The sequence below is a fragment of the Nocardioides salarius genome (assembly GCF_016907435.1).
GTDB lineage: Bacteria > Actinomycetota > Actinomycetes > Propionibacteriales > Nocardioidaceae > Nocardioides > Nocardioides salarius.
This window is the reverse complement of record NZ_JAFBBZ010000001.1, coordinates 3,334,073-3,355,099: the sequence shown is the minus strand read 5'-3', so window position 1 is coordinate 3,355,099 and position 21,027 is coordinate 3,334,073. Positions and strand designations below refer to the sequence as shown.

General features: G+C 74.6%; 19 protein-coding genes. 5 read left to right on the top strand and 14 right to left on the bottom strand.

Annotation, left to right across the window (positions count from 1 at the left end; genetic code table 11):
• Window positions 1–206 precede the first annotated feature (206 nt).
• The 11 genes from JOE61_RS16115 to JOE61_RS16065 form a co-directional block, all read right to left on the bottom strand.
• Window positions 207–932 carry a ComF family protein gene (locus JOE61_RS16115; protein ID WP_204797261.1) on the bottom strand — a complete coding sequence of 242 codons (726 nt, stop codon included), beginning with the start codon at window positions 930–932 and terminating at the stop codon, window positions 207–209.
• Window positions 933–1,013: 81 nt separating this feature from the next.
• Window positions 1,014–2,759 (bottom strand): LpqB family beta-propeller domain-containing protein, encoded by a 1,746-nt coding sequence (locus JOE61_RS16110; RefSeq protein ID WP_193667168.1) that lies wholly within the window; start codon window positions 2,757–2,759, stop codon window positions 1,014–1,016.
• Window positions 2,760–2,773: 14 nt separating this feature from the next.
• Window positions 2,774–4,375, bottom strand: coding sequence for an MtrAB system histidine kinase MtrB (gene mtrB / locus JOE61_RS16105; RefSeq protein WP_227491144.1), 1,602 nt, complete (start codon window positions 4,373–4,375; stop codon window positions 2,774–2,776).
• 11 nt (window positions 4,376–4,386) lie between these two features.
• Window positions 4,387–5,100 carry an MtrAB system response regulator MtrA gene (gene mtrA / locus JOE61_RS16100; RefSeq protein ID WP_193667167.1) on the bottom strand — a complete coding sequence of 238 codons (714 nt, stop codon included), beginning with the start codon at window positions 5,098–5,100 and terminating at the stop codon, window positions 4,387–4,389.
• 82 nt (window positions 5,101–5,182) lie between these two features.
• Window positions 5,183–6,628 carry an adenosylhomocysteinase gene (ahcY, locus tag JOE61_RS16095; RefSeq protein WP_193667291.1) on the bottom strand — a complete coding sequence of 482 codons (1,446 nt, stop codon included), beginning with the start codon at window positions 6,626–6,628 and terminating at the stop codon, window positions 5,183–5,185.
• A 105-nt stretch (window positions 6,629–6,733) separates the two neighbouring features.
• On the bottom strand, window positions 6,734–7,684 hold the full coding sequence (locus JOE61_RS16090) for a DUF808 domain-containing protein (protein WP_193667166.1): 951 nt from the start codon (window positions 7,682–7,684) through the stop codon (window positions 6,734–6,736).
• Window positions 7,685–7,735: 51 nt separating this feature from the next.
• Window positions 7,736–8,827, bottom strand: a complete 1,092-nt coding sequence (locus JOE61_RS16085) for an acyltransferase family protein (RefSeq protein WP_193667165.1) — start codon at window positions 8,825–8,827, stop codon at window positions 7,736–7,738.
• Window positions 8,828–8,865: 38 nt separating this feature from the next.
• A complete protein-coding gene (locus tag JOE61_RS16080) occupies window positions 8,866–9,894 on the bottom strand; it encodes an SIS domain-containing protein (protein WP_193667164.1) in 1,029 nt (342 codons plus the stop codon).
• A complete protein-coding gene (locus tag JOE61_RS16075) occupies window positions 9,891–10,076 on the bottom strand; it encodes a Trm112 family protein (RefSeq protein WP_264675445.1) in 186 nt (61 codons plus the stop codon). The genes JOE61_RS16080 and JOE61_RS16075 overlap by 4 nt, the downstream gene beginning before the upstream one ends.
• On the bottom strand, window positions 10,073–11,449 hold the full coding sequence (locus tag JOE61_RS16070; protein ID WP_193667163.1) for a phosphomannomutase/phosphoglucomutase: 1,377 nt from the start codon (window positions 11,447–11,449) through the stop codon (window positions 10,073–10,075). The genes JOE61_RS16075 and JOE61_RS16070 overlap by 4 nt, the downstream gene beginning before the upstream one ends.
• A 9-nt stretch (window positions 11,450–11,458) precedes the next feature.
• Complete coding sequence (locus JOE61_RS16065; protein ID WP_193667162.1) at window positions 11,459–11,818, bottom strand: DUF3499 domain-containing protein; 360 nt, start codon at window positions 11,816–11,818, stop codon at window positions 11,459–11,461.
• Window positions 11,819–11,867: 49 nt separating this feature from the next.
• Between JOE61_RS16065 and JOE61_RS16060 the strand changes: the two genes are divergently transcribed.
• Entirely contained in the window at window positions 11,868–12,305 is a 438-nt protein-coding gene (locus tag JOE61_RS16060) for a metallopeptidase family protein (RefSeq protein ID WP_193667161.1), read from the top strand.
• A gap of 107 nt (window positions 12,306–12,412) precedes the next feature.
• Window positions 12,413–13,402 carry an IS481 family transposase gene (locus JOE61_RS16055; RefSeq protein WP_193667160.1) on the top strand — a complete coding sequence of 330 codons (990 nt, stop codon included), beginning with the start codon at window positions 12,413–12,415 and terminating at the stop codon, window positions 13,400–13,402.
• Here JOE61_RS16055 and JOE61_RS16050 read toward each other — a convergent pair.
• The 3 genes from JOE61_RS16050 to JOE61_RS16040 all read right to left on the bottom strand — a co-directional run bounded on the left by JOE61_RS16050 (window position 13,399) and on the right by JOE61_RS16040 (window position 18,010).
• On the bottom strand, window positions 13,399–14,793 hold the full coding sequence (locus JOE61_RS16050) for a DUF5719 family protein (protein WP_193667159.1): 1,395 nt from the start codon (window positions 14,791–14,793) through the stop codon (window positions 13,399–13,401). The genes JOE61_RS16055 and JOE61_RS16050 overlap by 4 nt on opposite strands.
• Window positions 14,790–17,654, bottom strand: coding sequence for a glycosyltransferase family 2 protein (locus JOE61_RS16045; protein ID WP_193667158.1), 2,865 nt, complete (start codon window positions 17,652–17,654; stop codon window positions 14,790–14,792). The genes JOE61_RS16050 and JOE61_RS16045 overlap by 4 nt, the downstream gene beginning before the upstream one ends.
• Window positions 17,655–17,755: 101 nt before the next feature.
• The gene (locus tag JOE61_RS16040) at window positions 17,756–18,010 is read right to left on the bottom strand and encodes a WhiB family transcriptional regulator (protein WP_179613947.1); all 255 of its coding nucleotides are present in this window, start codon (window positions 18,008–18,010) and stop codon (window positions 17,756–17,758) included.
• 168 nt (window positions 18,011–18,178) lie between these two features.
• On the opposite strand from JOE61_RS16040, the gene cofD reads away from it, so the two are divergent.
• From cofD to JOE61_RS16025, 3 genes are all read left to right on the top strand, one after another.
• The gene (cofD, locus tag JOE61_RS16035) at window positions 18,179–19,192 is read left to right on the top strand and encodes a 2-phospho-L-lactate transferase (RefSeq protein ID WP_193667157.1); all 1,014 of its coding nucleotides are present in this window, start codon (window positions 18,179–18,181) and stop codon (window positions 19,190–19,192) included.
• A complete protein-coding gene (locus JOE61_RS16030; RefSeq protein WP_193667156.1) occupies window positions 19,189–20,199 on the top strand; it encodes a coenzyme F420-0:L-glutamate ligase in 1,011 nt (336 codons plus the stop codon). The genes cofD and JOE61_RS16030 overlap by 4 nt, the downstream gene beginning before the upstream one ends.
• Window positions 20,200–20,262: 63 nt before the next feature.
• Window positions 20,263–21,015 (top strand): DUF3105 domain-containing protein, encoded by a 753-nt coding sequence (locus JOE61_RS16025; protein WP_193667155.1) that lies wholly within the window; start codon window positions 20,263–20,265, stop codon window positions 21,013–21,015.
• The last annotated feature ends 12 nt before the right edge of the window (window positions 21,016–21,027 follow it).

Here is a 21,027-nt window from a genome sequence, read left to right as displayed (position 1 = left end):
AAGCCGCACCGTGATCGTCGTGCGCCCGGGGCTCGCGCCCCGCGCACCGACTTACGTGGACCGCTTCGCCTGCGACTGGCATCGGCTTGCCGCGAGGACGTCCGGGCTGGCCGGCGCGTCCTGACGACGCAACCACGGACCCGGACGGACTCCATGACGAGACGATAGGCGAGGCGCGGTCGCGGCGAAAGGGACCCCCGCACCTTTCACCCTGGGCCGGCCCCCGACGGGCGCCGCCGCCGCGTCGCCGCGACGACGGCCGCGCCCGCCACGCCGACCCCGACGGCCTCCAGGGCGCGCTGGGCCTCGCGCAGCGTGGAGCCCGTGGTCACCACGTCGTCGCACACGACCACCTGGGCCCGCGGGTGCGTGGCGGCCAGGCGCCGCAGCCCGGGCGAGGGGCAGGTCATCGAGCCGGTCAGGTTCGCCGCGCGAGCGGCCGTGTCGAGGCCGGCCTGGTCGAGCACCCCGGGACGCAGCCGCAGCAGCCGCGCGGCGCTCACGGGCAGGCCGCAGCGGGCGGCCGCCGCCGCGGCCCCGCGCGTCATCGTCCACGTCGGGTCGTGCCCGCGGGCCCGGACCGTGCTTGCGCGCGAGGGCACCGGGACCAGCACCAGCCCGCCGGTGCCGCCCGGCCCGCCCAGCCCGGCGAGGGCCGGCCCGAGCGCCACCAGCAGCAGGTCCCGCAGCGGGACCCGCAGCGCGTGCAGGCCGCGCTCCTTGTGGCCCAGGACCAGCGCGCGCAGCACCGCGTCGTAGTCCCCCGCCGCCCAGCAGTCCACCAGCCCCGGCGGGCAGGGGTCGGGGCGGGCCGGCACGGCAGCGGCGGGCAGGCCCGCGGCGCAGCCGGCGCACAGCAGCCGGCCCGGCTCGCCACAGCCCACGCAGGCGCTGCCCAGCAGCAGGTCGAGGGCGGCGTCGCGCAGCAGCACCCGCCGATGCCACCAGGTGCCGGCCCCGGGCTCAACCGGGTCCGGCGATCCTGTGGACGGCCGCGGCCCGGGGCCGCACGCTCAGCCGACGTAGCCGACGTAGGTGACGCCCTCGTCGAGCACCTGGGGGCCGCGCACCGCCACGGACAGGTCGACCAGGCCGCTGCCGGTGACGGCGTAGACGACCTGCTCGGGCACCGGCGAGCCCGCCAGGGAGGTCGCGCCCCCCAGGGTCGTGGTGATGCCGGCGAGCCCGGTCGGCGCGCCGTCGACGCCGATGGTGCTCACCTTCCCGCTGGCCGGGCTGAGGCGGTTGAGGACCGCGATGGTGGTGGCGGTGCGCCAGGCCAGGTCGACGATGCGCCCCGGTGCCTCCTGCGGCTCCAGCGCCCGGGCCCGGGAGGCGCCCACGACGCGGCCACGCTGGTCCTGGCGCAGCCGCGCGACGCGCACCTCGTCGGAGCGCGCCAGTCGCACCACCGCGACCAGCCGGGTGCCGTCGCGCGAGACCAGGAAGCTCTTGACCTGCTCGCCGGTGATGCCCGGCACCTCGACCACCGAGCCGCGCCGGCCACGCGACCAGCGGATCTCGGCGCCGTCGGCGGTGCGGTCCAGCAGCCAGAGCCGGTCGCTGTGGTCCCAGGCGGGCGCGGCCAGGTCGGTGGCGTCCTGCAGGGTGGTGACGACGTCCTCGTCGCCGCGCACCGGGCCGGTCAGCACCGTGGTGCCGCCGCCGGTCACCTCGGCGGCGCGCTCGCCGCGCAGGTCGACGGCGACGCTGCGGGCACCCAGGTCGCTCTGGCCGAAGGGTCCGTCGACCGGGTCGAGGGACCCGGGGGTGCCGGAGACCAGCAGCCCGTCGCGCAGGCCGTAGAGCAGCGAGCTGGCCTGGTAGCCGGTCGGGTCCAGCCGCGCCCCGGCGTCGACGGGGATCCGGTCCTCGCCGTCGGCGAGGCGGATCCGCTGGCCGCCGATGCTGAGCGTGAACGCCTCGATGTCGGGGTCCTGGCGCAGCGTCCACGCCAGCTGCGCGAGCATCTGGGCGTTCTCGGTCGGCGTCAGCGCGGTGGCCTCGCCGGTGAGCTCGATCGCGGCGGTGCCGTCGTCGGAGACCGGCACCGACAGCTCCAGCGAGACGTCGGGCGGCAGCAGCGACCGGGCGGCGCGCTCGTCGTCGGGCCCCGCGACGAGCCCGGCGATGAGGGTGCTGGCCAGCTTGTCGTCGTCGGCCACGAAGACGGGCTCGGGCACCAGCACGTCGCCGCCGGGCGCCAGGAAGTAGAGCGCCAGCTGGTCGTAGCGGGCCTCGAACCACGTCTGCGGGACCACCAGGTCGGCCGGCGGGTTGGTGATCCGCAGCTGGTCGTCCTCGGTGGTGAGCGAGAACTGCAGGATCGACTCGTACGACGACAGCGCGCCCTGGAAGGCGCCCCGCGTGTCGAGCCGGTCGGCCCCGGCGAGCCGCAGGGAGACCCGGTCGCTGCTGGTGCTCTGCGGGGGCTGGGCCTCGACGTAGGTCACCAGGCCGTCCGGGTTCCAGGTGGCGGCGACGTCGGAGGACAGGTACTCCTTGGCGGTCGTCAGCTCGCGGGGCCAGGCCTGCATCGCGTCGAGGAAGCCGCGCACCACCTCCGTCGCGCTCTGCCCCTCCTGCGGTGCCCGGGCGTCGATGGCCGGCACCCCGCCCGTGTCGGCGTCGACCTCGTCGCCGACGCCGGCGCCGACCACGGGGCCGCTCTCGGGCATGCCCACGCACCCGCCGGTCAGCAGCAGCAGCGGCAGGAGCACGGCGCCCAGCAGGCGTCTTGCGCGGGGCACACGGGTCACACGCGTCACGCTGGTCACACTGGCTCCACGGCGTCGTCGGGGATCAGGCTGATCGGGCTGCGGCGCAGCGGCTCGCCGGCCCGGCGCGGCAGCGTGAGCCGGAACTGGGCGCCCTCGCCCGGGCGGCCCCAGGCCTGCAGCCAGCCGCCGTGCAGATGGGTGTCCTCGAGGGAGATCGCCAGGCCCAGGCCGGTGCCGCCCGACGTGCGGGCCCGAGCCGGGTCGGCTCGCCAGAACCGGTTGAAGACCATCGCGGACTCCCCCGGGGCCAGGCCCACCCCGTGGTCGCGCACCGCGACCGCCGCCGAGTGCTGGTCGCCCTCGACGTGCACGATCACCTCGGTGCTACCGCCCTCGCGGGCCGGCCCGGCGTGGTCGATGGCGTTGGTGACCAGGTTGCGCACGATCCGCTCGACCCGGCGCACGTCGGCCTGGGCCAGGCACGGGTGGTCGTCGGGCGCACGCACGACCAGGTGCACCCCGCGCTGCGCGGCCAGCGGTGCGGTGCTGTCGACGACGCGGTGCGCGACGTCGGTGAGGTTGACGTCGTCGAGGTCCAGCACCGCCGCGCCGGCGTCGAAGCGGCTGATCTCGAGCAGGTCCGAGAGCAGCGTCTCGAACCGGTCGAGCTCGACCTGCAGCAGCTCGGCGGCCCGCGCCGAGACGGGGTCGAAGTCGACCCGGGCGTCGTGCAGGACGTCGCCGGCCATCCGGACGGTCGTCAGCGGCGTGCGCAGCTCGTGGCTGACGTCGGAGACGAAGCGCTGCTGGACCCGGCTGAGCTCCTCGAGCTGGCGGATCTGGCGCTGCAGGTTGCTGGCCATCTGGTTGAACGAGGTCGCCAGCCGGGCCAGGTCGTCCTCGCCCTTGACCTCGAGCCGCTCGCGCAGCCGGCCCGCTGCCAGCCGCTCGGCGACGCGTCTGGCCATCCGCACCGGGGTGACGACCTGGCGGGTGACCAGGAAGGCCACCCCCGCGACCAGCACCAGGAGCAGCGAGCCGGCGGTGAGCAGCGCCCGGCTGACCAGGTCGAGCGTGCGCTCCTCGCCGGAGAGCGGGAAGAGCAGGTAGAGGGTGTAGGTGCGCCCGTCGGCCGGCAGGGTCACCTGGGAGCCGACCACGACGCCGGGCTCGACGACCCTGGTGCCGTCGGGGCCCTCGCGCCGGATCCGCGTGTAGGTCCACGCCGGCTCCGCGACCTCGGAGAAGTGCTCGACGAGGGAGGCGGGCACCGAGGTGCGGTCCAGGCCACGGGTGTAGGTGGCCCCGCCCTCGCTGAGGTCGCCGGCACCGGTCGGGCCGGCCAGCACGACCGCGAAGTCGCGAGTGGCTCCCCGGGCGATGATCGGCTCGACCAGGGCCCGCTGCTGCTGGGTGGCGTCCACGTCGTTGAACGGCGCCGACTGCAGCCGGGCGCGGGCGTCGTCGGTCTCGTTGCCGGCCTCGGCCACCACCGCCGCGACCCGCTGGTCGAGCAGGCCGTCGCGGGTCTGCTGCAGCAGGAGCCACCCGACCACGCCCACGACGACGGCCGAGAGCAGCACGGTGCTGGCCACCACCCGCGCCTGGATGGAGCGACGCCAGAACGTCAGCGCCCCGCGCGCCCCGGTCGCCAACGTGTCCTCGCTCAGGCGTTCCCGGCCTTGTAGCCGACGCCACGCACGGTCACCACGACCTCCGGGTTCTCGGGGTCGTGCTCGATCTTCGAGCGCAGCCGCTGCACGTGCACGTTGACCAGGCGAGTGTCGGCGGCGTGCCGGTAGCCCCACACCTGCTCGAGGAGCACCTCGCGGGTGAAGACCTGCCAGGGCTTGCGGGCCAGGCACACGAGCAGGTCGAACTCCAGCGGCGTCAGGCTCACCGGCTCACCGCCGCGCGCGACCTGGTGGCCGGCGACGTCGATGGACAGGTCCCCGATCGTGAGGTTCTCCGCCTGGGACGTGGAGTCGTTGCGCCGGACCCGGGCACGGATGCGCGCCACCAGCTCCTTGGGCTTGAACGGCTTGACGACGTAGTCGTCGGCGCCCGACTCCAGGCCCACCACCACGTCGACGGTGTCGCCCTTGGCCGTCAGCATCACGATCGGCACACCGGACTCGGCCCTGATCTCCTTGCACACGTCGATGCCGTCCTTGCCGGGCAGCATCAGGTCGAGCAGCACCACGTCGGGGCGGTAGTCGCGGAAGACCTCGAGAGCCAGGTCGCCGCGGGTCACCATCCGGCTGTCGAAGCCCTCCTGGCGCAGCACGATGGTGAGCATCTCGGCGAGGGAGGCGTCGTCGTCGACGACGAGCACGCGCCCCTTGGTGGCGTACTCGTTGCGGCTCGCTGCCTCGCTCATGGTCCCCATCCTGCACCCTGGCACCACGCCGGCGCGCACGCCGGTCGTGGTGCCAGGGACGACTCGTCGTCGGTGGTCGTGCTCAGTAGCGGTACTGGTCGGACTTGTAGGGCCCGGCCACGTCGACGCCGAGGTAGGCCGCCTGGTCGCCGGACAGCTCGGTGAGCTTCACGCCGAGCGCACCGAGGTGCAGCCGGGCGACCTCCTCGTCGAGGTGCTTGGGCAGCACGTAGACCCCGACGGGGTACTCCGCGGGCTTGGTGAAGATCTCGATCTGGGCAAGCACCTGGTTGGTGAAGGAGTTCGACATCACGAACGACGGGTGGCCGGTCGCGTTGCCGAGGTTCATCAGGCGCCCCTCGGACAGCACGATGATCGAGGACGCCTCGCGCCCCTCGGCCGCCGGGAAGGTCCACACGTCGACCTGCGGCTTGACGGTCTTGCGGTGCACGCCCGGGAAGGTCTCGAGCCCGGCCATGTCGATCTCGTTGTCGAAGTGGCCGATGTTGCCGAGGATCGCGTTGTGCTTCATCCGGCGCATCTGGTCGACCGAGACGACGTCCTTGTTGCCGGTCGCGGTGATGATGATGTCGGCGACGTCGAGGACGTCGTCGAGCGTGGTCACCTGGTAGCCGTCCATCGCCGCCTGCAGGGCGCAGATCGGGTCGATCTCGGTGACGATGACGCGGGCGCCCTGGCCGCGCAGCGAGTCGGCGCTGCCCTTGCCGACGTCGCCGTAGCCGCACACGACGGCGACCTTGCCGCCGATCAGGACGTCGGTGGCACGGTTGATGCCGTCGACGAGGCTGTGGCGGCAGCCGTACTTGTTGTCGAACTTCGACTTGGTGACCGAGTCGTTGACGTTGATGGCCGGGAAGAGCAGCGTGCCCTCGCGCATCATGTCGTAGAGACGCAGCACACCGGTGGTGGTCTCCTCGGTGACGCCGCGGATCTCGTTGCCGATCTTGGTGAACCGCTCCGGCGTCGCGGCCAGCGAGGCCTGCAGGACGTCGAAGATGACCTTCTGCTCGTGGCTCTTGGCGGTGGCCGGGTCGGGCGCCTGGCCCGACTTCTCGGCCTCGGTGCCGAGGTGGACCAGCAGCGTGGCGTCGCCGCCGTCGTCGAGGATCATGTTGGCGTAGGTGTCAGCAGGCCAGTCGAGGATCTGCTGGGTGCACCACCAGTACTCCTCGAGGCTCTCGCCCTTCCAGGCGAAGACCGGGACGCCCTGCGGGTCCTCGGGCGTGCCCTCGGGGCCCACGACGACCGCGGCCGCGGCGTGGTCCTGGGTGGAGAAGATGTTGCACGAGGCCCAGCGGACCTCGGCGCCCAGCGCCACGAGGGTCTCGATGAGCACCGCGGTCTGGATGGTCATGTGCAGCGATCCGGCGATCCGGGCACCCGCGAGCGGCTTGTCGGCGCCGTAGCGCTCGCGCATCGCCATCAGGCCGGGCATCTCGTGCTCGGCCAGGGTGATCTCGGTGCGGCCGTAGTCGGCCAGGGACAGGTCGGCGACCTTGAAGTCCATCTTGTTGTCTCCTCGAAGCGTCTGGAGCAGGTCTGCGTCGCGCATCTGCGCATCGTCGGGATCTCCCACGCGGACCCCTCCAGCGTAGGTGGGGCCGCGAACGTTTCAGGAATTCGCGGCGGAGCCCCGACGCGGGCGCAGGTGCGCCAGGGCCACGACCACGGCGCCCACCAGCAGGCCCAGGGCGGCCGAGGCCGCGGTGTTGACCAGCCAGGCGGCCGTCGCGCCCACCGCGCCGAGCGCGTCGTGGACCTGCTCCTCGAGGTGGTGCACCGCGTCGTAGAGCGCGTGCCAGCCGAGCTCGTCGACCCCGACGAGGAGGATGTGGCCGCCCACCCACAGCATCGCGGCGGTGCCCACGACGCCGATGACGGTCAGCAGCCGGGGCATGGCGGCGACCATCGCGTGGCCCAGGCGCTGCGCGGTCGCCGAGGCGCGCTGGGTCAGGCCCAGCCCGACGTCGTCGACCTTCACGATGACCGCCACGACGCCGTAGACCAGGGCGGTGATGCCCACCCCCACGACGGCCAGGATGACCGCGCGGGAGAGGAACGGCTCGTCGGCGACCTCGTTGAGGCTGATCACCATGATCTCGGCCGACAGGATCAGGTCGGTGCGGATCGCGCCGGCGACCATCCGCTTCTCCGCCTCGACGGGGTCGGTGGCGGCCTCGGCCGCACTCGTCTCCTCGGGGTGGTGCCCGCTCACCTTCTCCCAGATCTTCTCGGCGCCCTCGTAGCACAGGAAGGCGCCGCCGAGCATCAGGATCGGGGTGAGCAGCCAGGGCAGGAACTGCGAGAGGAGCAGGGCCGCCGGCAGGATGATGAGCAGCTTGTTGCGCAGCGAGCCGACGGCGATCTTGCGGATCATCGGCAGCTCGCGGTGGGCGGCGACGCCCTGGACGTACTGCGGGGTCACGGCGGTGTCGTCGACGACCACGCCCGCGGCCTTCATGCTGGCCCGGCCGGCGGCCGCACCCACGTCGTCGACCGACGCGGCGGCCAGGCGGGCCAGGGCGGCCACGTCGTCGAGGAGGGCGAACAGCCCGCCGCTCATCGCAGGTCTCCGCAGCGGGCGTGGGCGTGGTGGGTCGGCACGACCAGGAGCCTACCCACGCGCCGCCGGCGCGCGCTGCTCGGCGGCCACCAGCACGGCGACCTCCTCGGCGTGGTCGTCGACGCGCTGCGAGGCGACCGCGACCTCGACCGCCTCCCCCACCCGGCGTCCCGCGAAGCCGAACGGGTCGACCACGTGGCCCAGCACCCGCGCCACCGGCGCGCTGGCCAGGAGCAGCGCCAGCCCGAGCGCCAGCACGCTGGTCACGACCAGCCCCAGGGCCGGGTGCTGCTCGGCGAAGCCGCCCCACCCGGCGTACCCGGCGCCCTTCACGGCGAAGCCGTGGAAGAGGTAGACCACGAGCGTCGCCGAGCCCATCCGGGTGAACCAGCCACCGACCCGCGGCACCAGGGCCAGGAAGGCCCACGCCCCCAGCGTGCCGAGGACCAGCAGGCTCGTGCGGGTCAGGAACGCGCGGGTGTCGCTGACGTCGAGCTCGTCGTAGCGCGCCCGGTAGTAGAGCCACTCGGTGGCCGCCCACTGGTCGGTGCGCGCGGTCAGGAACCAGATGCCGACCAGCACGCCCACCGAGACCACCTGCACCCAACGGGCGCGCAGCAGCTCGAGCCGCTCGGGGGTGGCCTTGAGACCCATCACGAAGAACGGCAGCAGGCCCAGGATGCGGGCCACGTCGAGGGTGTCCCCGACGTAGAGACCGGCCACCAGGCTGACGCCGACCGCGACCGCGAGGCCGCCCCACAGGTCGCGCAGGACCGGGGTGAGCAGCCGCCAGAAGAACAGCGCCGAGAGGAACCACATCGGCCAGTGCGGGTCGCGCCACAGGTCCTCGAGCTGCTCGCCGCCGACGTGGATGCGGAACAGGGCGATGCCGGCCTCGAAGAGCACGTAGGGCACCGCGACGGTGCGCACCAGGCTCCACAGGCGCGCACGGGTGTAGGAGAAGGAGCGCGACAGGTAGCCGGTGACCAGCACGAACGCCGGGACGTGCCAGGCGTAGAGGAAGTCGTAGAGGTGCTCGACCAGCACGCTGTCGGGCAGCAGCACCCACGAGTGACCGAGGACCACCAACGTCACGAGGGCCATCTTGGCGTTGTCGAACCACGGGTCTCGTCGGGAGGCCATGACCCCAGTCCTACCCGCCGGCGGCGGGTGGGCAAACGTCAGTCGTCGACCAGCCCGAGCCGCAGGTACTCGGCGGCGTAGGTGCCGCTGAGCAGCAGCGAGGCGTAGCGGGCGACCTCGTCGCCCTCCTCGCACGTCAGCGTCTCGACCCGCACCCCGCGCTCGGCGGCCGCCGACTCCAGCTGCTGGCGCTGCTCGTGCACCAGGGGGTCGTCGACGCCGTCGTCGAGGACCACCAGGACCGGGCGCAGGTCGCCGGCGCCGCCGGCGAAGGGGTCGTCGAAGACGTCCCGGGGGCGCGAGGCCTCGATGACCGGCAGCAGCTGGTCGACCTCGCCGGCGATGGCGGTGCGCCCGCTCGAGCGGCGGATCGACTCCGCGACCCGGCGCGCGGCCCGGGCCGCCAGGACGCTGCCGCCCCAGACGACGGGGTTGGTGTCGGCCAGGCCGATGGCCAGCGTCTTGGCCGGGTTCACCGCCAGGTCGCGCCGCGGCGCGCAGGCCAGCGCGACCTGGTCGAGCGCGTCGGCGACGGTGCCGGGGTCGGCGCTGGGGCCCAGCCGCACCTGCTCGAGGTAGGAGAGCATGACCACGGCCGTGGCCAGCGGGTCGCGCGTGGTGGTCGGCAGGATGGCGCTCCAGCGCCCCGCGGCGTGCTCGGCGACCATCGACCCGGGCGGGCCGGCGACCACCACCTGGCAGCCGCGGCGCACCGCCTCGGCCACCGCCGAGGCCGTGCCGTGGTCTCCCCCGTCGGGGGCCAGCACCGCCACCAGGTCGAGGCTGCCCGCCCAGCCGGGCAGCGCGTGGCCGGGCCAGGCCACGAAGGGCACCGGGCACCACGGCTCCAGCACCGCGCGCAGCAGCCGCGAGTCGGGGCCCGCGGCGATCACCGCCCGCGGCCGGGGCAGGTCCTGGGCACGGGTGACCGCCTCGGCCATCGCCGAGGCGGCGTCACCGGCCTCGCGGCGCACCCTCGAGCCGGACTCGGCCAGGGTCCGCAGCCGGACGTCGATGCGCTCCAGCGCCTGCTCGTCGTCGAGGCGGGACTCGTCGAACCAGGTCACGGGCGGCGGGCCTCGTCGACCAGCAGCACCGGGATCTGGTCGCGCACGGGGTAGGCCAGGCCGCACGAGCCGCACACCAGCTCCGGGCCGTCGCCCACGCCCGGGCCCTCGGCCAGGTCACCGTGGCAGTCGGGGCAGACGATGATCTCCAGCAGGGCCGGGTCGAGGTCCAGGCCGCTCATCGCGCACCCCTGATCATGCTCAGCACCTCGTCGCGCACGGTCGTCATGGTCTGCTGGTCCTTCCCCTCGGCGTTGAGCCGCAGCAGCGGCTCCGTGTTGGAGCCGCGCACGTTGAAGGCCCAGTCTGCGTGCAGCACGCTGAGCCCGTCGAGCCGGTCGGTGCTCACGCCCTCGCGACCGGCGTACGCCGCCTCGACCGCAGCGATCACCTCGCCCTGGTCGGCGACCGTGGAGTTGATCTCGCCGCTGAGCGGGTAGCGCTCGTACTGCGCCAGCAGCGCCGAGAGCGGGAGGTCGGTCTCGGCGAGCGCGGCCAGCGCGTGCAGCGCCGCGAGCATCCCCGAGTCGGCGCGCCAGAAGTCGCGGAAGTAGAAGTGCCCCGAGTGCTCCCCGCCGAAGACCGCGTCGGTCTCGGCCATCGTGGCCTTGATGTAGGAGTGGCCCACCCGGGTGCGCACCGGGCGTCCGCCCAGCTCCTCGACCAGCTGCGGCACGGCCCGGCTGGTGATCAGGTTGTGGATGACGGTCGACCCGGGGTGCTTGGCCAGCTCGCGCGCCGCGATCAGGGCCGTCAGCGTCGACGGCGAGACCGCGACGCCGCGCTCGTCGACGAGGAAGCAGCGGTCGGCGTCGCCGTCGAAGGCCAGGCCGACGTCGGCGCCCTCCGCCACGACGCGTGCCTGCAGGTCGACCAGCGTCTCGGCGTCGATGGGGTTGGCGTCGTGGTTCGGGAAGGTGCCGTCGAGCTCGAAGTACATCGGCACGACCTCGACGACGTCGTGGCCCAGGCGCCCGAAGACGGCCGGCGCGGTGTGCCCGGCCATCCCGTTGCCCGCGTCGACGACCACCTTGAGCCGCCGCCCGGAGACCGGCGCCAGGGTCAGCAGGTGGGCCGCGTAGGCCTCGAGCACGTCGTGGCTGCTGATCGAGCCGGTGCCCACCGCGTCGGGCACGACGCCGGCGACGACGCGGTCGCGGATCTCGGCGAGACCGGTGTCGGCGCCCACCGGCACCGCGTGCGCCCGGCACATCTTGATGCCGTTGTACTGCGCCGGGTTGTGGCTGGCGGTGAACATCACGCCGGCCCGGCCCAGGAAGCCCGAGGCGAAGTAGAGCTGGTCGGTCGAGGCCAGGCCGATCATCACCACGTCGGCCCCGGCCTCGGTGGCGCCCTCGGCGAAGGCGCCGGCCAGCCCGGGCGAGCTGGGACGCATGTCGTGGCCGACCACGACCGAGTCGACGCCGAGCACCTGCACGTAGGCGAGGCCCGTGGCGCGGGCGAGCGCCTCGTCGATCTGGTCGGGGGCGATCCCGCGCACGTCGTAGGCCTTGAAGACCGCGTGGACGTTGTCGGCACTCAGGGTGTCGGCCATGCTCTGACCCTAGTGGTCGGAGCTGAGCACCCGCAGATGGCCCCGACGCGTGGTCTCACGACCGGTCTCCGCCTCGGGCAGGGACCGCTGCACGGGGGCCGGTCGGCCGGCCTCGCGCACGGCGTCGGCGAGCGCGAGGAGGTCGTCGTTGCTGGGGCCCGGGGGCGCGGGCTGGGCCAGGCGGAGCACCTCCCAGCCACGGGGGGCCGAGAGCCGCTCGCTGTGGGTCTCGCACAGGTCGTAGGCGTGCGGCTCGGCATAGGTGGCCAACGGACCGAGCACGGCGGTCTGGTCGGCGTAGACGTAGGTCAGCGTCATCACCGCAGGCCGGCCGCACGCGGTGCGGGAGCAGCGGCGGGCGGGCTTCACGGCCCAGACGCTACCCCGCGCCGGGGCCGGCGCCGACTAGGCTCGCGGCATGCCCGACGACGCCGTGCCCCGACGTCGGATCCGTGACCGGCGCGGTCGGGGCCCGCGCGGGCCCGGCGTGCGGCCCGCGGTGCCCGGCACGGTCGCCGTCCGCACCCGCCGCCAGCGCTTCGACGACCTGGTCCTCGACCTGGTCACCGACCTCGAGGACCGCTGGTCCGACCGGCTCGGGCTCGTGGAGTTCGCCGTCGAGGACACGCCGCTGGTGCCGGACGACTGGACGCCCGACAGCGTGCCGCTCGCGTCGCTGGTGCGCGGCGCCGGCGGGCGGCCGAGCCGGCTGGTGGTCTTCCGCCGCCCGATCGAGCACCGGTGCGAGACCCGCTCGGAGCTGCACGCGCTGCTGCTGACCGTGCTCGTCGAGCAGGTCGCCGAGCTCCTCGGCTGCGACCCCGCCGACGTCGACCCCCGCTACGACGCGGACTAGGTGTACTGACCACGGAGGTTAGGAACGGCGCGGCGTCCGGACATGGGTGAAGGCCTCCGGTGAGGTGTGGAGCTACCACAGCAACCACCACTCACCAAGAGGCCTTCGTGACCCACGCTATGTCACCCCTGTCCGAAACCGGTCGTCTGCGTATCGCGCGCTGTGTGGTCGACCAACACTGGCCGCTGCGACGCGCTGCTGAGCGGTTCAACGTCTCGGTCACCACCGCGCGGCGCTGGGCCGATCGTTACCGTGAGCACGGGCCAGCAGGCATGGCCGATCGCTCCTCACGGCCGCGCTCGTGTCCTCACCGCACACCCACCAAGACCGAGCGACGGGTCCTGGGGCTGCGGGTCTCACGGCGATGGGGCCCAGCACGCATCGCCTACCGCCTCGGGCTGCAGCCCTCCACGGCGCACAAGATCCTGCGCCGTTACGGCTGCCCGCCGCTGGCCTGGACCGACCCCGCCACCGGGGTACGCGTGCGTGGCCCCCAGGGCAGCCGGCGCGTCGTGCGCCGCTACGAGCACGACGCCCCCGGCGACCTGGTCCACGTCGACATCAAGAAGCTCGGCCGGATCCCCGACGGCGGCGGTCACCGCATCCACGGCCGCCAACAGGGCAAGAAGAACCGCCGCTCGATCAAGCATGGCTACTGGTACATCCACAACGCTGTCGACGACCACTCACGCCTGGCCTACAGCGAGCTGCTCAGCGATGAGAAGAAGGAGACCGCTGTCGCGTTCTGGAACCGCGCCCAGGCCTACTTCGAGTCAGCCGGCATCACCATCACTCGCGTGCTGACCGACAACGGATCCTGCTACCGCTCACAGGTCTTCGCCACGACCCTCACCGACGCCGCGATCACCCACAAGCGGACCCGCCCCTACCGGCCACAGACCAACGGCAAAGTCGAACGGTTCAACCGCACCATGCTCGAAGAATGGGCCTACGCCCAGCCCTACCTGTCCGAGTCAGAACGCGCCGCAGCCTTCCCCGGCTTCCTCCACACCTACAATCACCACCGAGGCCACACCTCACTGGCCGGCAAGACCCCCGCAGACCGCGTACCCAACCTCCGTGGGGAGAACAACTAGGGCAGGCCGGGCCGCACGGCGGGCACCAGGTCGGTCAGCACCAGCGGTCGCAGCGGCAGCACCGCCGCGCCGGACCCGGTCTCGACCAGCACGGAGCCGACGAGGTCGAGGCCGTCGGTGCGCACCTCGACCAGCGCGGCGCCGTCGGGCAGCGGCACCGACAGCCCCACCTCCGGCGCGAGCTCGTAGCGGCGCCGCCGCAGCCGCTCGCCGTCGGCGTCGCGGGCCTCGACGCGCACCGTCCCGACGCCGTCGGCGTCGGCGAGCAGGAGCGTCTTGGCCCCGGCGGGCACCGGCAGCAGAGTGGTGCCCTCGACACGGCCGCCGGGCACCGACTGGAGCAGGTCGGCGCCGCTGCGGGCACGGAAGGTCGCGGTCACGGGCCGGCTGCTGACCACGCGCAGGCCCAGGGCGCCCTCGGCCGCGTCGGAGCCCAGCAGGCCCTCGACGGGGATCCGCTCGACGCTGCCCGGGTCGACGGTGACCTCCTCGAGCTCGGCCGGCGCGAAGACGGAGCCGGCGGTGATCACCTCGAGGCGCACCCGGGCGACGTCGTCGCCGCCGTTGGCCAGCACCACCGAGCGCTCGTCACCGTCCTGGGGACCGCCGTCGGGCAGCCCCAGCAGCACGTTGGACAGCCCGGGCTCCTCCTGGCCGGGCAGGTACTCCTTGGTGGGCACGCCGCGGCCGATGGGCACGAACGCGTCGACGACCACGGCCGCGACGCGTCCCCGCTCGGTGCTCACCCGGATCGCCAGCTCCTCGCGCTGGGGGACCTCGGCCCCCAGGCGCAGCCGCACGGTGCCCCGCCCGGGCACCGCGACGCCGCGCAGCCCGTCGGCCTCCACGGGCCCGGACTGGCCGTGCACCTCGACGTCGACGGTCGCCGGCCCGGCGTCGGGGTTGGTCAGCTCGAGGACCGAGGTGTGCTCGGCGCCGGCCCCCACACCGGTGAACCACTGGTCGGAGCGGGTGGCCGGGCAGGCCACCGCACGCAGACCCGGCCCGGCGGTGCGCAGCGCCACCAGCCCGGGGGCCAGCGCGCCGGTGCCGGTGACCACGGCGACGTCGTCGGTGTCCGCGACCCCGGCGGCACGCCGGTCGAGGCGCAGGTCGTCGCCCTCGGCGCCGATCCCCACCTCGCCACGGGCCCCGGTGCCGCTGGCCACGACGACGCGGCCGTCGCTGGTCGCCGTCGGGCAGACCAGGGTGGCCCGGTCGAGGTCGGCCTCGCGCGGCGGCTGGTCGGCCGGGCGCGGCGCGACCGCGCTGTCGGCCAGCAGGGCCCCGCCCACGGCCAGCGCGGGCACGACCACCGCCGCCACCAGCACGCGGTCCAGCCGGCGTGCGGCGCCGGTGCCGGCCCTCCGGCCGGGGGTCACGGGGCTCATCGGCGCCTCCTGCGCTCGCGGGTGGGGGCGCAGAGGACCAGGACCACCACGAGCGTGACGCCCTGCACCACGAGCAGCACGACGTGCAGCGGGGAGGTGCCGGTCTCGAGCGCCCGCGTCGACAGGGGCTCGTCGACCTGCCACGCCCGGGTGCCGGGGTCGGCTGCGCTGGCCTGCACCAGGCCGCCGGCGGCGTCGAGGCCGGCCGCCACGTCGCCGTCGGCGGGAGCCGGCAGCACGACGTGCTCGATGCCGAGGTCGCCGAGGCGCGCGACGGTGTCGCTGGTGGGGGCCGAGACGAGCTCGCGCACCGTGGCGGTGAGGTCGGCGTCCTCGCCGCTCAGCGCGAGCACCTCGTCCTCGCCGAGCGTGGTGCCGTCGCCACGGCGCACGGTGTGCTCGAGGCCGCCGGCGACGTCGCCGCGCAGCACCAGGATGCCGTGCTCGGGGCCCAGCTCGGAGCGCTGGACCATGTAGGCGGGGACGTCGGAGGCGGGCTCGTCGCCGAGCCGGCCGTCGGCCACGACCGCCCAGGCCAGGCCGAGGGCCGGCACCACGGCGGCGACGAGGCCCAGGCCCACCAGCAGCGGCCGGGCGGCAGTCTCGCGCGCACCGACGCCGCCGAGCACCACGGCGGTCACCAGGGCCCCGGCCAGCACCGCGAGCGGCGCGGCCACGCCCGGCGCGGCGGTGCCGACGACGAGCTCGAGGCGCACCACGGAGAGCGCGAGGGCCACCAGCACGGCCACCAGGGCCACCACCCACACCAGGAGCACGGCCGCCCGGGTGGGGCGCGGCACCAGCGCCAGCAGCGCGAGGACGACGAGCACCAGGCCGAGCCACCACGGCGCGCCCGTGTCGGTGAGGCGGCCCGCGAGCAGCTGGAGGCCACTGGGCTCGGCCGCGGGCAGGCGGCCGGGGTCGAGCAGCAGCGCCTCGGCGGCGCCGCGGCGCAGCGAGCCCACCCACCACGGAGCGAGCAGCGCGAGCGGCACCAGGAGGGCGGTGAGGGGCGGCAGCCAGGTCGACCGGTCGCGCGCGGCGCCGGGGAGCACGAGGACCACCACCGTCACGACGACGCCCGTGAGCAGCGCCGCGACCAGCCAGGCGGTGGGCGTGAAGGCGGTGAGCAGGGCGAGCAGCAGCCCCAGCCGCCACGCGGCCCGCCAGCGGCGGTCGGCCGACGGGTCGGCGAAGCCGAGCGCGGCGTGCGCCGCCCACGGCAGCAGCGCGACGCTCACGACCGGCCCCAGCCGTCCCTCGCCCCACGCACCGCTGGTCAGCGGCACCAGCGCGTAGGTCGCCGAGCCCCAGACCAGCAGCCACCTCGGGGCGCCCCGCACGGAGACTAGCCGGCCGGCCACCCGCAGCAGGCGCCAGGCGCCCCACAGGGCCAGGGGTGCCGCCAGCAGCACCGCCGAGACCGCGGCGGCAGGGCTGCCGCCCAGCAGCGTCGCGAGCAGCGCGAGGGGCAGCAGGTAGGCCGGGGCCGGCACGGCGGTGCCCTGCCCCAGCGCGTGCCAGGTCTCCAGCAGCAGCCCCCACCACGCCCCGGCGGTGTCCGGCACGGGCGCCAGGGCGCCGCCGACGGCCTGGCCGAAGCCGGCCCGGGTGGCCACCAGGAGGGCCAGCACGCCCAGGGAGAGCACCACCGCCACCGGGTCGCTCAGGAACCGGGCCACGAACGAGGTGTCCTCGGGGACGTCCTCGTCCTCGGCGTCCTCGGCGACCGCCCGGCGCGCGCCGGCCTGGGCGGCGTACGCCGCCGGGTCGCGCTCGGCGGCCGCGGCCCGGCGCCGCTCGGCGACGTCGCTCGCCTGGTCGGTGAGCGCGGAGGCCAGGTCGCTGACCGCGTCGAGACCGTGGCGGTAGGGCAGCCAGGGCGGGGCCAGCAGCCGCCGCACCTCCTGCGGCGGCGCGGTGGCCCGGCCCCGGCGCTCGCGGCGGGCACGGCGGACGTCGCCGGCCGAGCCGGCCAGCGAGAGCAGCGCGGCGAGCTCGTCGAGGGCCTCCCCGACCGAGCGGACGAGCAGGAAGCCCAGCACCCGCAGCACCGTGCCGAGCACCAGGCGCACGACCTGCAGCGGCAGGGCGCGCGGTCGCGCGTTGACCAGCAGCGTGAACAGCGCTGCTCGCCGCTCCTGGAAGTGCGTGTGCCGCCCGGTCAGGGCGGTGCGGCGCAGACCCCGGTGGGCGGCCTCGGCGTGGAAGACCACGGCCTGGGGCACGACCAGCGTGGTGTGCCCGGCGGCGGCGGCGCGCCAGCCGAGGTCGATGTCGTTGCCGAAGACGGGCAGGTGGTCGTCGAGGCCGCCCAGGTCCTCCAGGACCTGGCGGCGCACGAGCATCCCGGCGGTGTTGACCGCGAGGACCCGCCGCACCTCGTCGTGCTGGCCCTGGTCGTACTCGCCGCGCTCGAGCCCGGTCTCGCGGCGCCCGGTGCCCGAGATGGTCACCCCGACCTCGAGGAGGCGACGCAGCGAGGGCCACTCGCGCAGCTTGGGCCCCAGGATGTCGGCCTCGGGGTGCTCGTCGGCGGCGGCGAGCAGCGCCTCGAGCGCGGACGCGTCGGGCGTGGAGTCGTCGTGCAGCAGCCAGAGCCACTCGACCTCGGGCCCGAGCTCGGCCACGCCGCGGCGCACCGCCTCGGGGTAGCCGGTGCTCGCCGGGGCCGGCACGACCGGGCCGAAGGCGGCCTCGAGCAGGTCGGCGCTGTCGTCGCGGCTGCCGGTGTCGACGGCCACGACCCGGTCGGGGGCCCGGGTCTGCGAGCGCAGCGCATCGATCACGACGGGCAGCCAGCGCGCACCGTCGTGACTGACCACGAGGGCGGCCACCGCCCCCCGACCCGACCCGGACACGATCGGCAAGCGTACGTGCCCACGGGCACGGGCCCCGAAATGCAAGGGGCCCCGGTCGCTGACGACCGGGGCTGACCCTCACCAGGGTGCGCGGAGCACCCTCAGACTGCGCGCTTCTTCAGCTTGCGACGCTCCCGCTCGGAGAGGCCGCCCCAGATGCCGAAGCGCTCGTCGTTCATCAGCGCGGACTCGAGGCACTCGTCACGCACCTCGCAGGTCAGGCAGACCTTCTTGGCCTCCCTGGTGGAACCACCCTTTTCAGGGAAGAACGCCTCGGGGTCGGTCTGTGCGCACAGGGCGCGATCCTGCCAGCCCGCCTCGGTGGCGTCCGATTCGAGGAGAAACAGCTCTCTCACGGCGTACGCCCTTTCGACCCAGTGGAAATCCCGAAGAACACTGTGGGAATTACATGCCTGTCGTACACCGGAAGTCAAGCGAAAGTCTGGTATTACCCCACCGGGTCCAAACCCCGCGACCGGGGGTCTGCGGACCGGCGGCGCCGGTCGCTGCGGCACAGTAGCCCCATGCGTTCCCTCACCGTCCTCTCCGGGGGCATCGGCGGCGCCCGCTTCCTGCAGGGCCTGCTGCACGCCATCGACACCGGCGCCCTGCCCGGCGTGGCCCCCGACGCGGTCGTCACGGTCGTCACCAACACCGCCGACGACCTGTGGGTGCACGGGCTCAAGGTCTGCCCCGACCTCGACACGGTGATGTACACCCTCGGCGACGGGATCGACCCCGAGCGCGGCTGGGGCCGGCGCGACGAGACGTGGAGCGTGCGCGAGGAGCTGGCGGCGTACGGCGTCGAGCCGACCTGGTTCGGCCTCGGCGACCGCGACGTGGCGACCCACCTGGTGCGCACCCAGATGCTCGAGGCGGGCTACCCGCTCTCGGCGGTCACCGCCGCCCTGTGCCGGCGCTGGCTCGAGCCGGTGCACGGCGAGCGCCTGCGCCTCCTGCCGATGACCGACGACCGGGTCGAGACCCACGTCGCGGTCGCCGACGCCGACTCCCCCAGCGGCACCCGGGTCGTGCACTTCCAGGAGTACTGGATCCGGATGCGCGCCGAGGTGCCCGCGGAGACGGTCGTCGTTGTGGGTCTCGACGCGGCCACGCCGGCGCCCGGCGTGGTCGAGGCGATCACCGGGGCCGACCTGGTGCTGGTGCCGCCGTCGAACCCCGTGGTCTCCGTCGGCACGATCCTGGGCGTGCCCGGGGTCCGCGAGGCCCTCGTCGCCACCGGTGCGCCGGTGGTGGGCCTGTCCCCGATCGTCGGGGGCCAGCACGTGCGCGGCATGGCTCGCCAGCTGCTGACCGCCATCGGGGTCGAGGTCAGCGCGGCCGGCGTCGGGCTGCACTACGGGGCCCGCTCGCAGGGCGGGGTGCTCGACGGCTGGCTGGTCGACACCGGTGACGCGGGCGACGTCGCGGCCCTCGAGGAGGCCGGCCTGCGCGCGGGCGCCGTGCCGCTGATGATGACCTCGCCCGACGCCACCGCGGCCATGGTGGCCGCCGCGGTCGACCTCGCGACCCGATGACGTCCCTGACGGTGCACGCCCCCGACGGCGTGCCCGAGGTCGTGGAGGGCACCGACCTGGCCGCCGCGCTGCTCGGGGCGCTGGGCCACGGCACGGGTGGCCACGACCTCGTCGACGGCGACGTCGTGGTGGTCACCAGCAAGGTCGTGAGCAAGTCGGAGGGCCGGGTGCGCCGGGGCGACCGGGCCCGGGCGCTGGCCGACGAGACCGCCCGGGTGGTGGCGCGCCGCGGGCCGACCACGATCGTGCGCACCCACCACGGGCTGACCATGGCCGCGGCCGGCATCGACGCCTCCAACGTCGAGCTGGGCTCGATCGTGCTGCTGCCGGTCGATCCCGACGCCTCCGCGCGCCGCCTGCGCGCACGCCTGCACGAGCTGTGCGGGCACGTGGTGGGCGTGGTCGTCACCGACACCGCAGGTCGCGCCTGGCGCGAGGGGCAGACCGACATCGCGATCGGCGCCGCCGGGCTCGACGTGGCCGAGAGCTTCGCCGGCCGGGTCGACGCCCACGGCAACGAGCTGGCGGTGACCGCGCCCGCCGTCGCCGACGAGGTCGCGGGCGCCGCGGAGCTGGCCCAGGGCAAGCTCGGCGGCCGGCCGTTCGCGGTGCTGCGCGGGCGCGCCGACCTGGTGCTCCCCCTCGACGACCCCGGCCCCGGCGCCACCGCGCTGGTGCGGCCCGAGGGCGGCGACCTCTTCGGGTACGGCGCCCGCGAGGCCGTCGTGCGCGCGCTGCGCGGCGCGGCGCTAGACCAGGCGCCCTTCGGGGCCCCGGCACCACCGGAAGAGCTCGTCGCGGCCGTCGATCACGTCAGCGGCGGCACCGCCACGACGACCCCGTCCGCGGGCGACCCCACCGTGCTGGAGGTCCGGCTGACCCCTGCCGACCGGCCTCGCCTGGCCGCGCTCCTGGCCCCCCTGGCGTTCGCGCACGGGTGGTCGGCGCACGCCCCCGACGACGCGGGATCCGCCGTCGCTGCCGAGTTGCGACCGCGCACTCCGTAGAATCCCCGCCAGCCCCCGGGAACGACCCGAGAGACCGCCCCCGACACCGAGGACAGCCGAACCGTGGCCAAGCCCGCCAAGTCCGACCGCCAGGCCAAGATCGACGCGATCCGCAAGCAGCAGAAGGGCGCCGACAAGCGCCGCGGCTACGCGATCGTCGCCGTCTGCGGCGTCATCGCCGCCGCCATCATCGCGGTGCCGCTCTACGGGATCATCAGCGACGAGGTCGCCAGCAGCCAGTACAGCTCGCTGGCCATCGACGAGATCGGCGCCCCCGCCGACGTGTGCGGCGAGGTCACCACCGAGCCCGCGGCCGACAGCGGCACCCACGTCCCGCAGGAGCAGCAGGTCACCTACGACACCTCGCCGCCGGCGTTCGGCCCGCACTGGAACATCGCCGGCGTCGCGCCCGTCTCCGGGGCCCGCGAGTTCTACACCGCCGACGACCGTCCCGAGATCGAGGCCCTCGTGCACAACCAGGAGCACGGCTACACCGTGCTCTGGTACGACGAGACGATCGCCGACGACGACGAGGCGCTCGGCGAGGTGCGCGGCATCGCCGAGAAGTTCTCCGACGAGTCCAACCGCCGCAACGCCTTCATCGCCGCGCCCTGGACCTCCGAGGACGGCGACGCCTTCCCCGACGGCCAGCACGTCGCGATGACCCACTGGTCGGCCGGCGGCGCCGGTGAGACCGACACCGCCAACCAGGTCGGGGTGTGGCAGTACTGCTCCGAGCCCAGCGGCGCGGCGGTCGAGGAGTTCGTGACCGAGTACCCCCAGCAGGACTCCCCCGAGCCCAACGCCTTCCTCTGACCGGCCCTGACC

What these genes read in the sequence shown, in the direction of transcription:
- JOE61_RS16060 (WP_193667161.1), top strand. Translation starts at nt 11,868, where the DNA reads ATGCCCGACGACGCCGTGCCCCGACGTCGGATCCGTGACCGGCGCGGT.
- JOE61_RS16030 (WP_193667156.1), top strand. Translation starts at nt 19,189, where the DNA reads ATGACGTCCCTGACGGTGCACGCCCCCGACGGCGTGCCCGAGGTCGTG.
- ahcY (WP_193667291.1), bottom strand. Translation starts at nt 6,628, where the DNA reads ATGGACTTCAAGGTCGCCGACCTGTCCCTGGCCGACTACGGCCGCACC.
- mtrA (WP_193667167.1), bottom strand. Translation starts at nt 5,100, where the DNA reads ATGAGCGAGGCAGCGAGCCGCAACGAGTACGCCACCAAGGGGCGCGTG.
- JOE61_RS16090 (WP_193667166.1), bottom strand. Translation starts at nt 7,684, where the DNA reads ATGAGCGGCGGGCTGTTCGCCCTCCTCGACGACGTGGCCGCCCTGGCC.
- JOE61_RS16075 (WP_264675445.1), bottom strand. Translation starts at nt 10,076, where the DNA reads ATGAGCGGCCTGGACCTCGACCCGGCCCTGCTGGAGATCATCGTCTGC.
- JOE61_RS16070 (WP_193667163.1), bottom strand. Translation starts at nt 11,449, where the DNA reads ATGGCCGACACCCTGAGTGCCGACAACGTCCACGCGGTCTTCAAGGCC.
- JOE61_RS16085 (WP_193667165.1), bottom strand. Translation starts at nt 8,827, where the DNA reads ATGGCCTCCCGACGAGACCCGTGGTTCGACAACGCCAAGATGGCCCTC.
- JOE61_RS16050 (WP_193667159.1), bottom strand. Translation starts at nt 14,793, where the DNA reads ATGAGCCCCGTGACCCCCGGCCGGAGGGCCGGCACCGGCGCCGCACGC.
- cofD (WP_193667157.1), top strand. Translation starts at nt 18,179, where the DNA reads ATGCGTTCCCTCACCGTCCTCTCCGGGGGCATCGGCGGCGCCCGCTTC.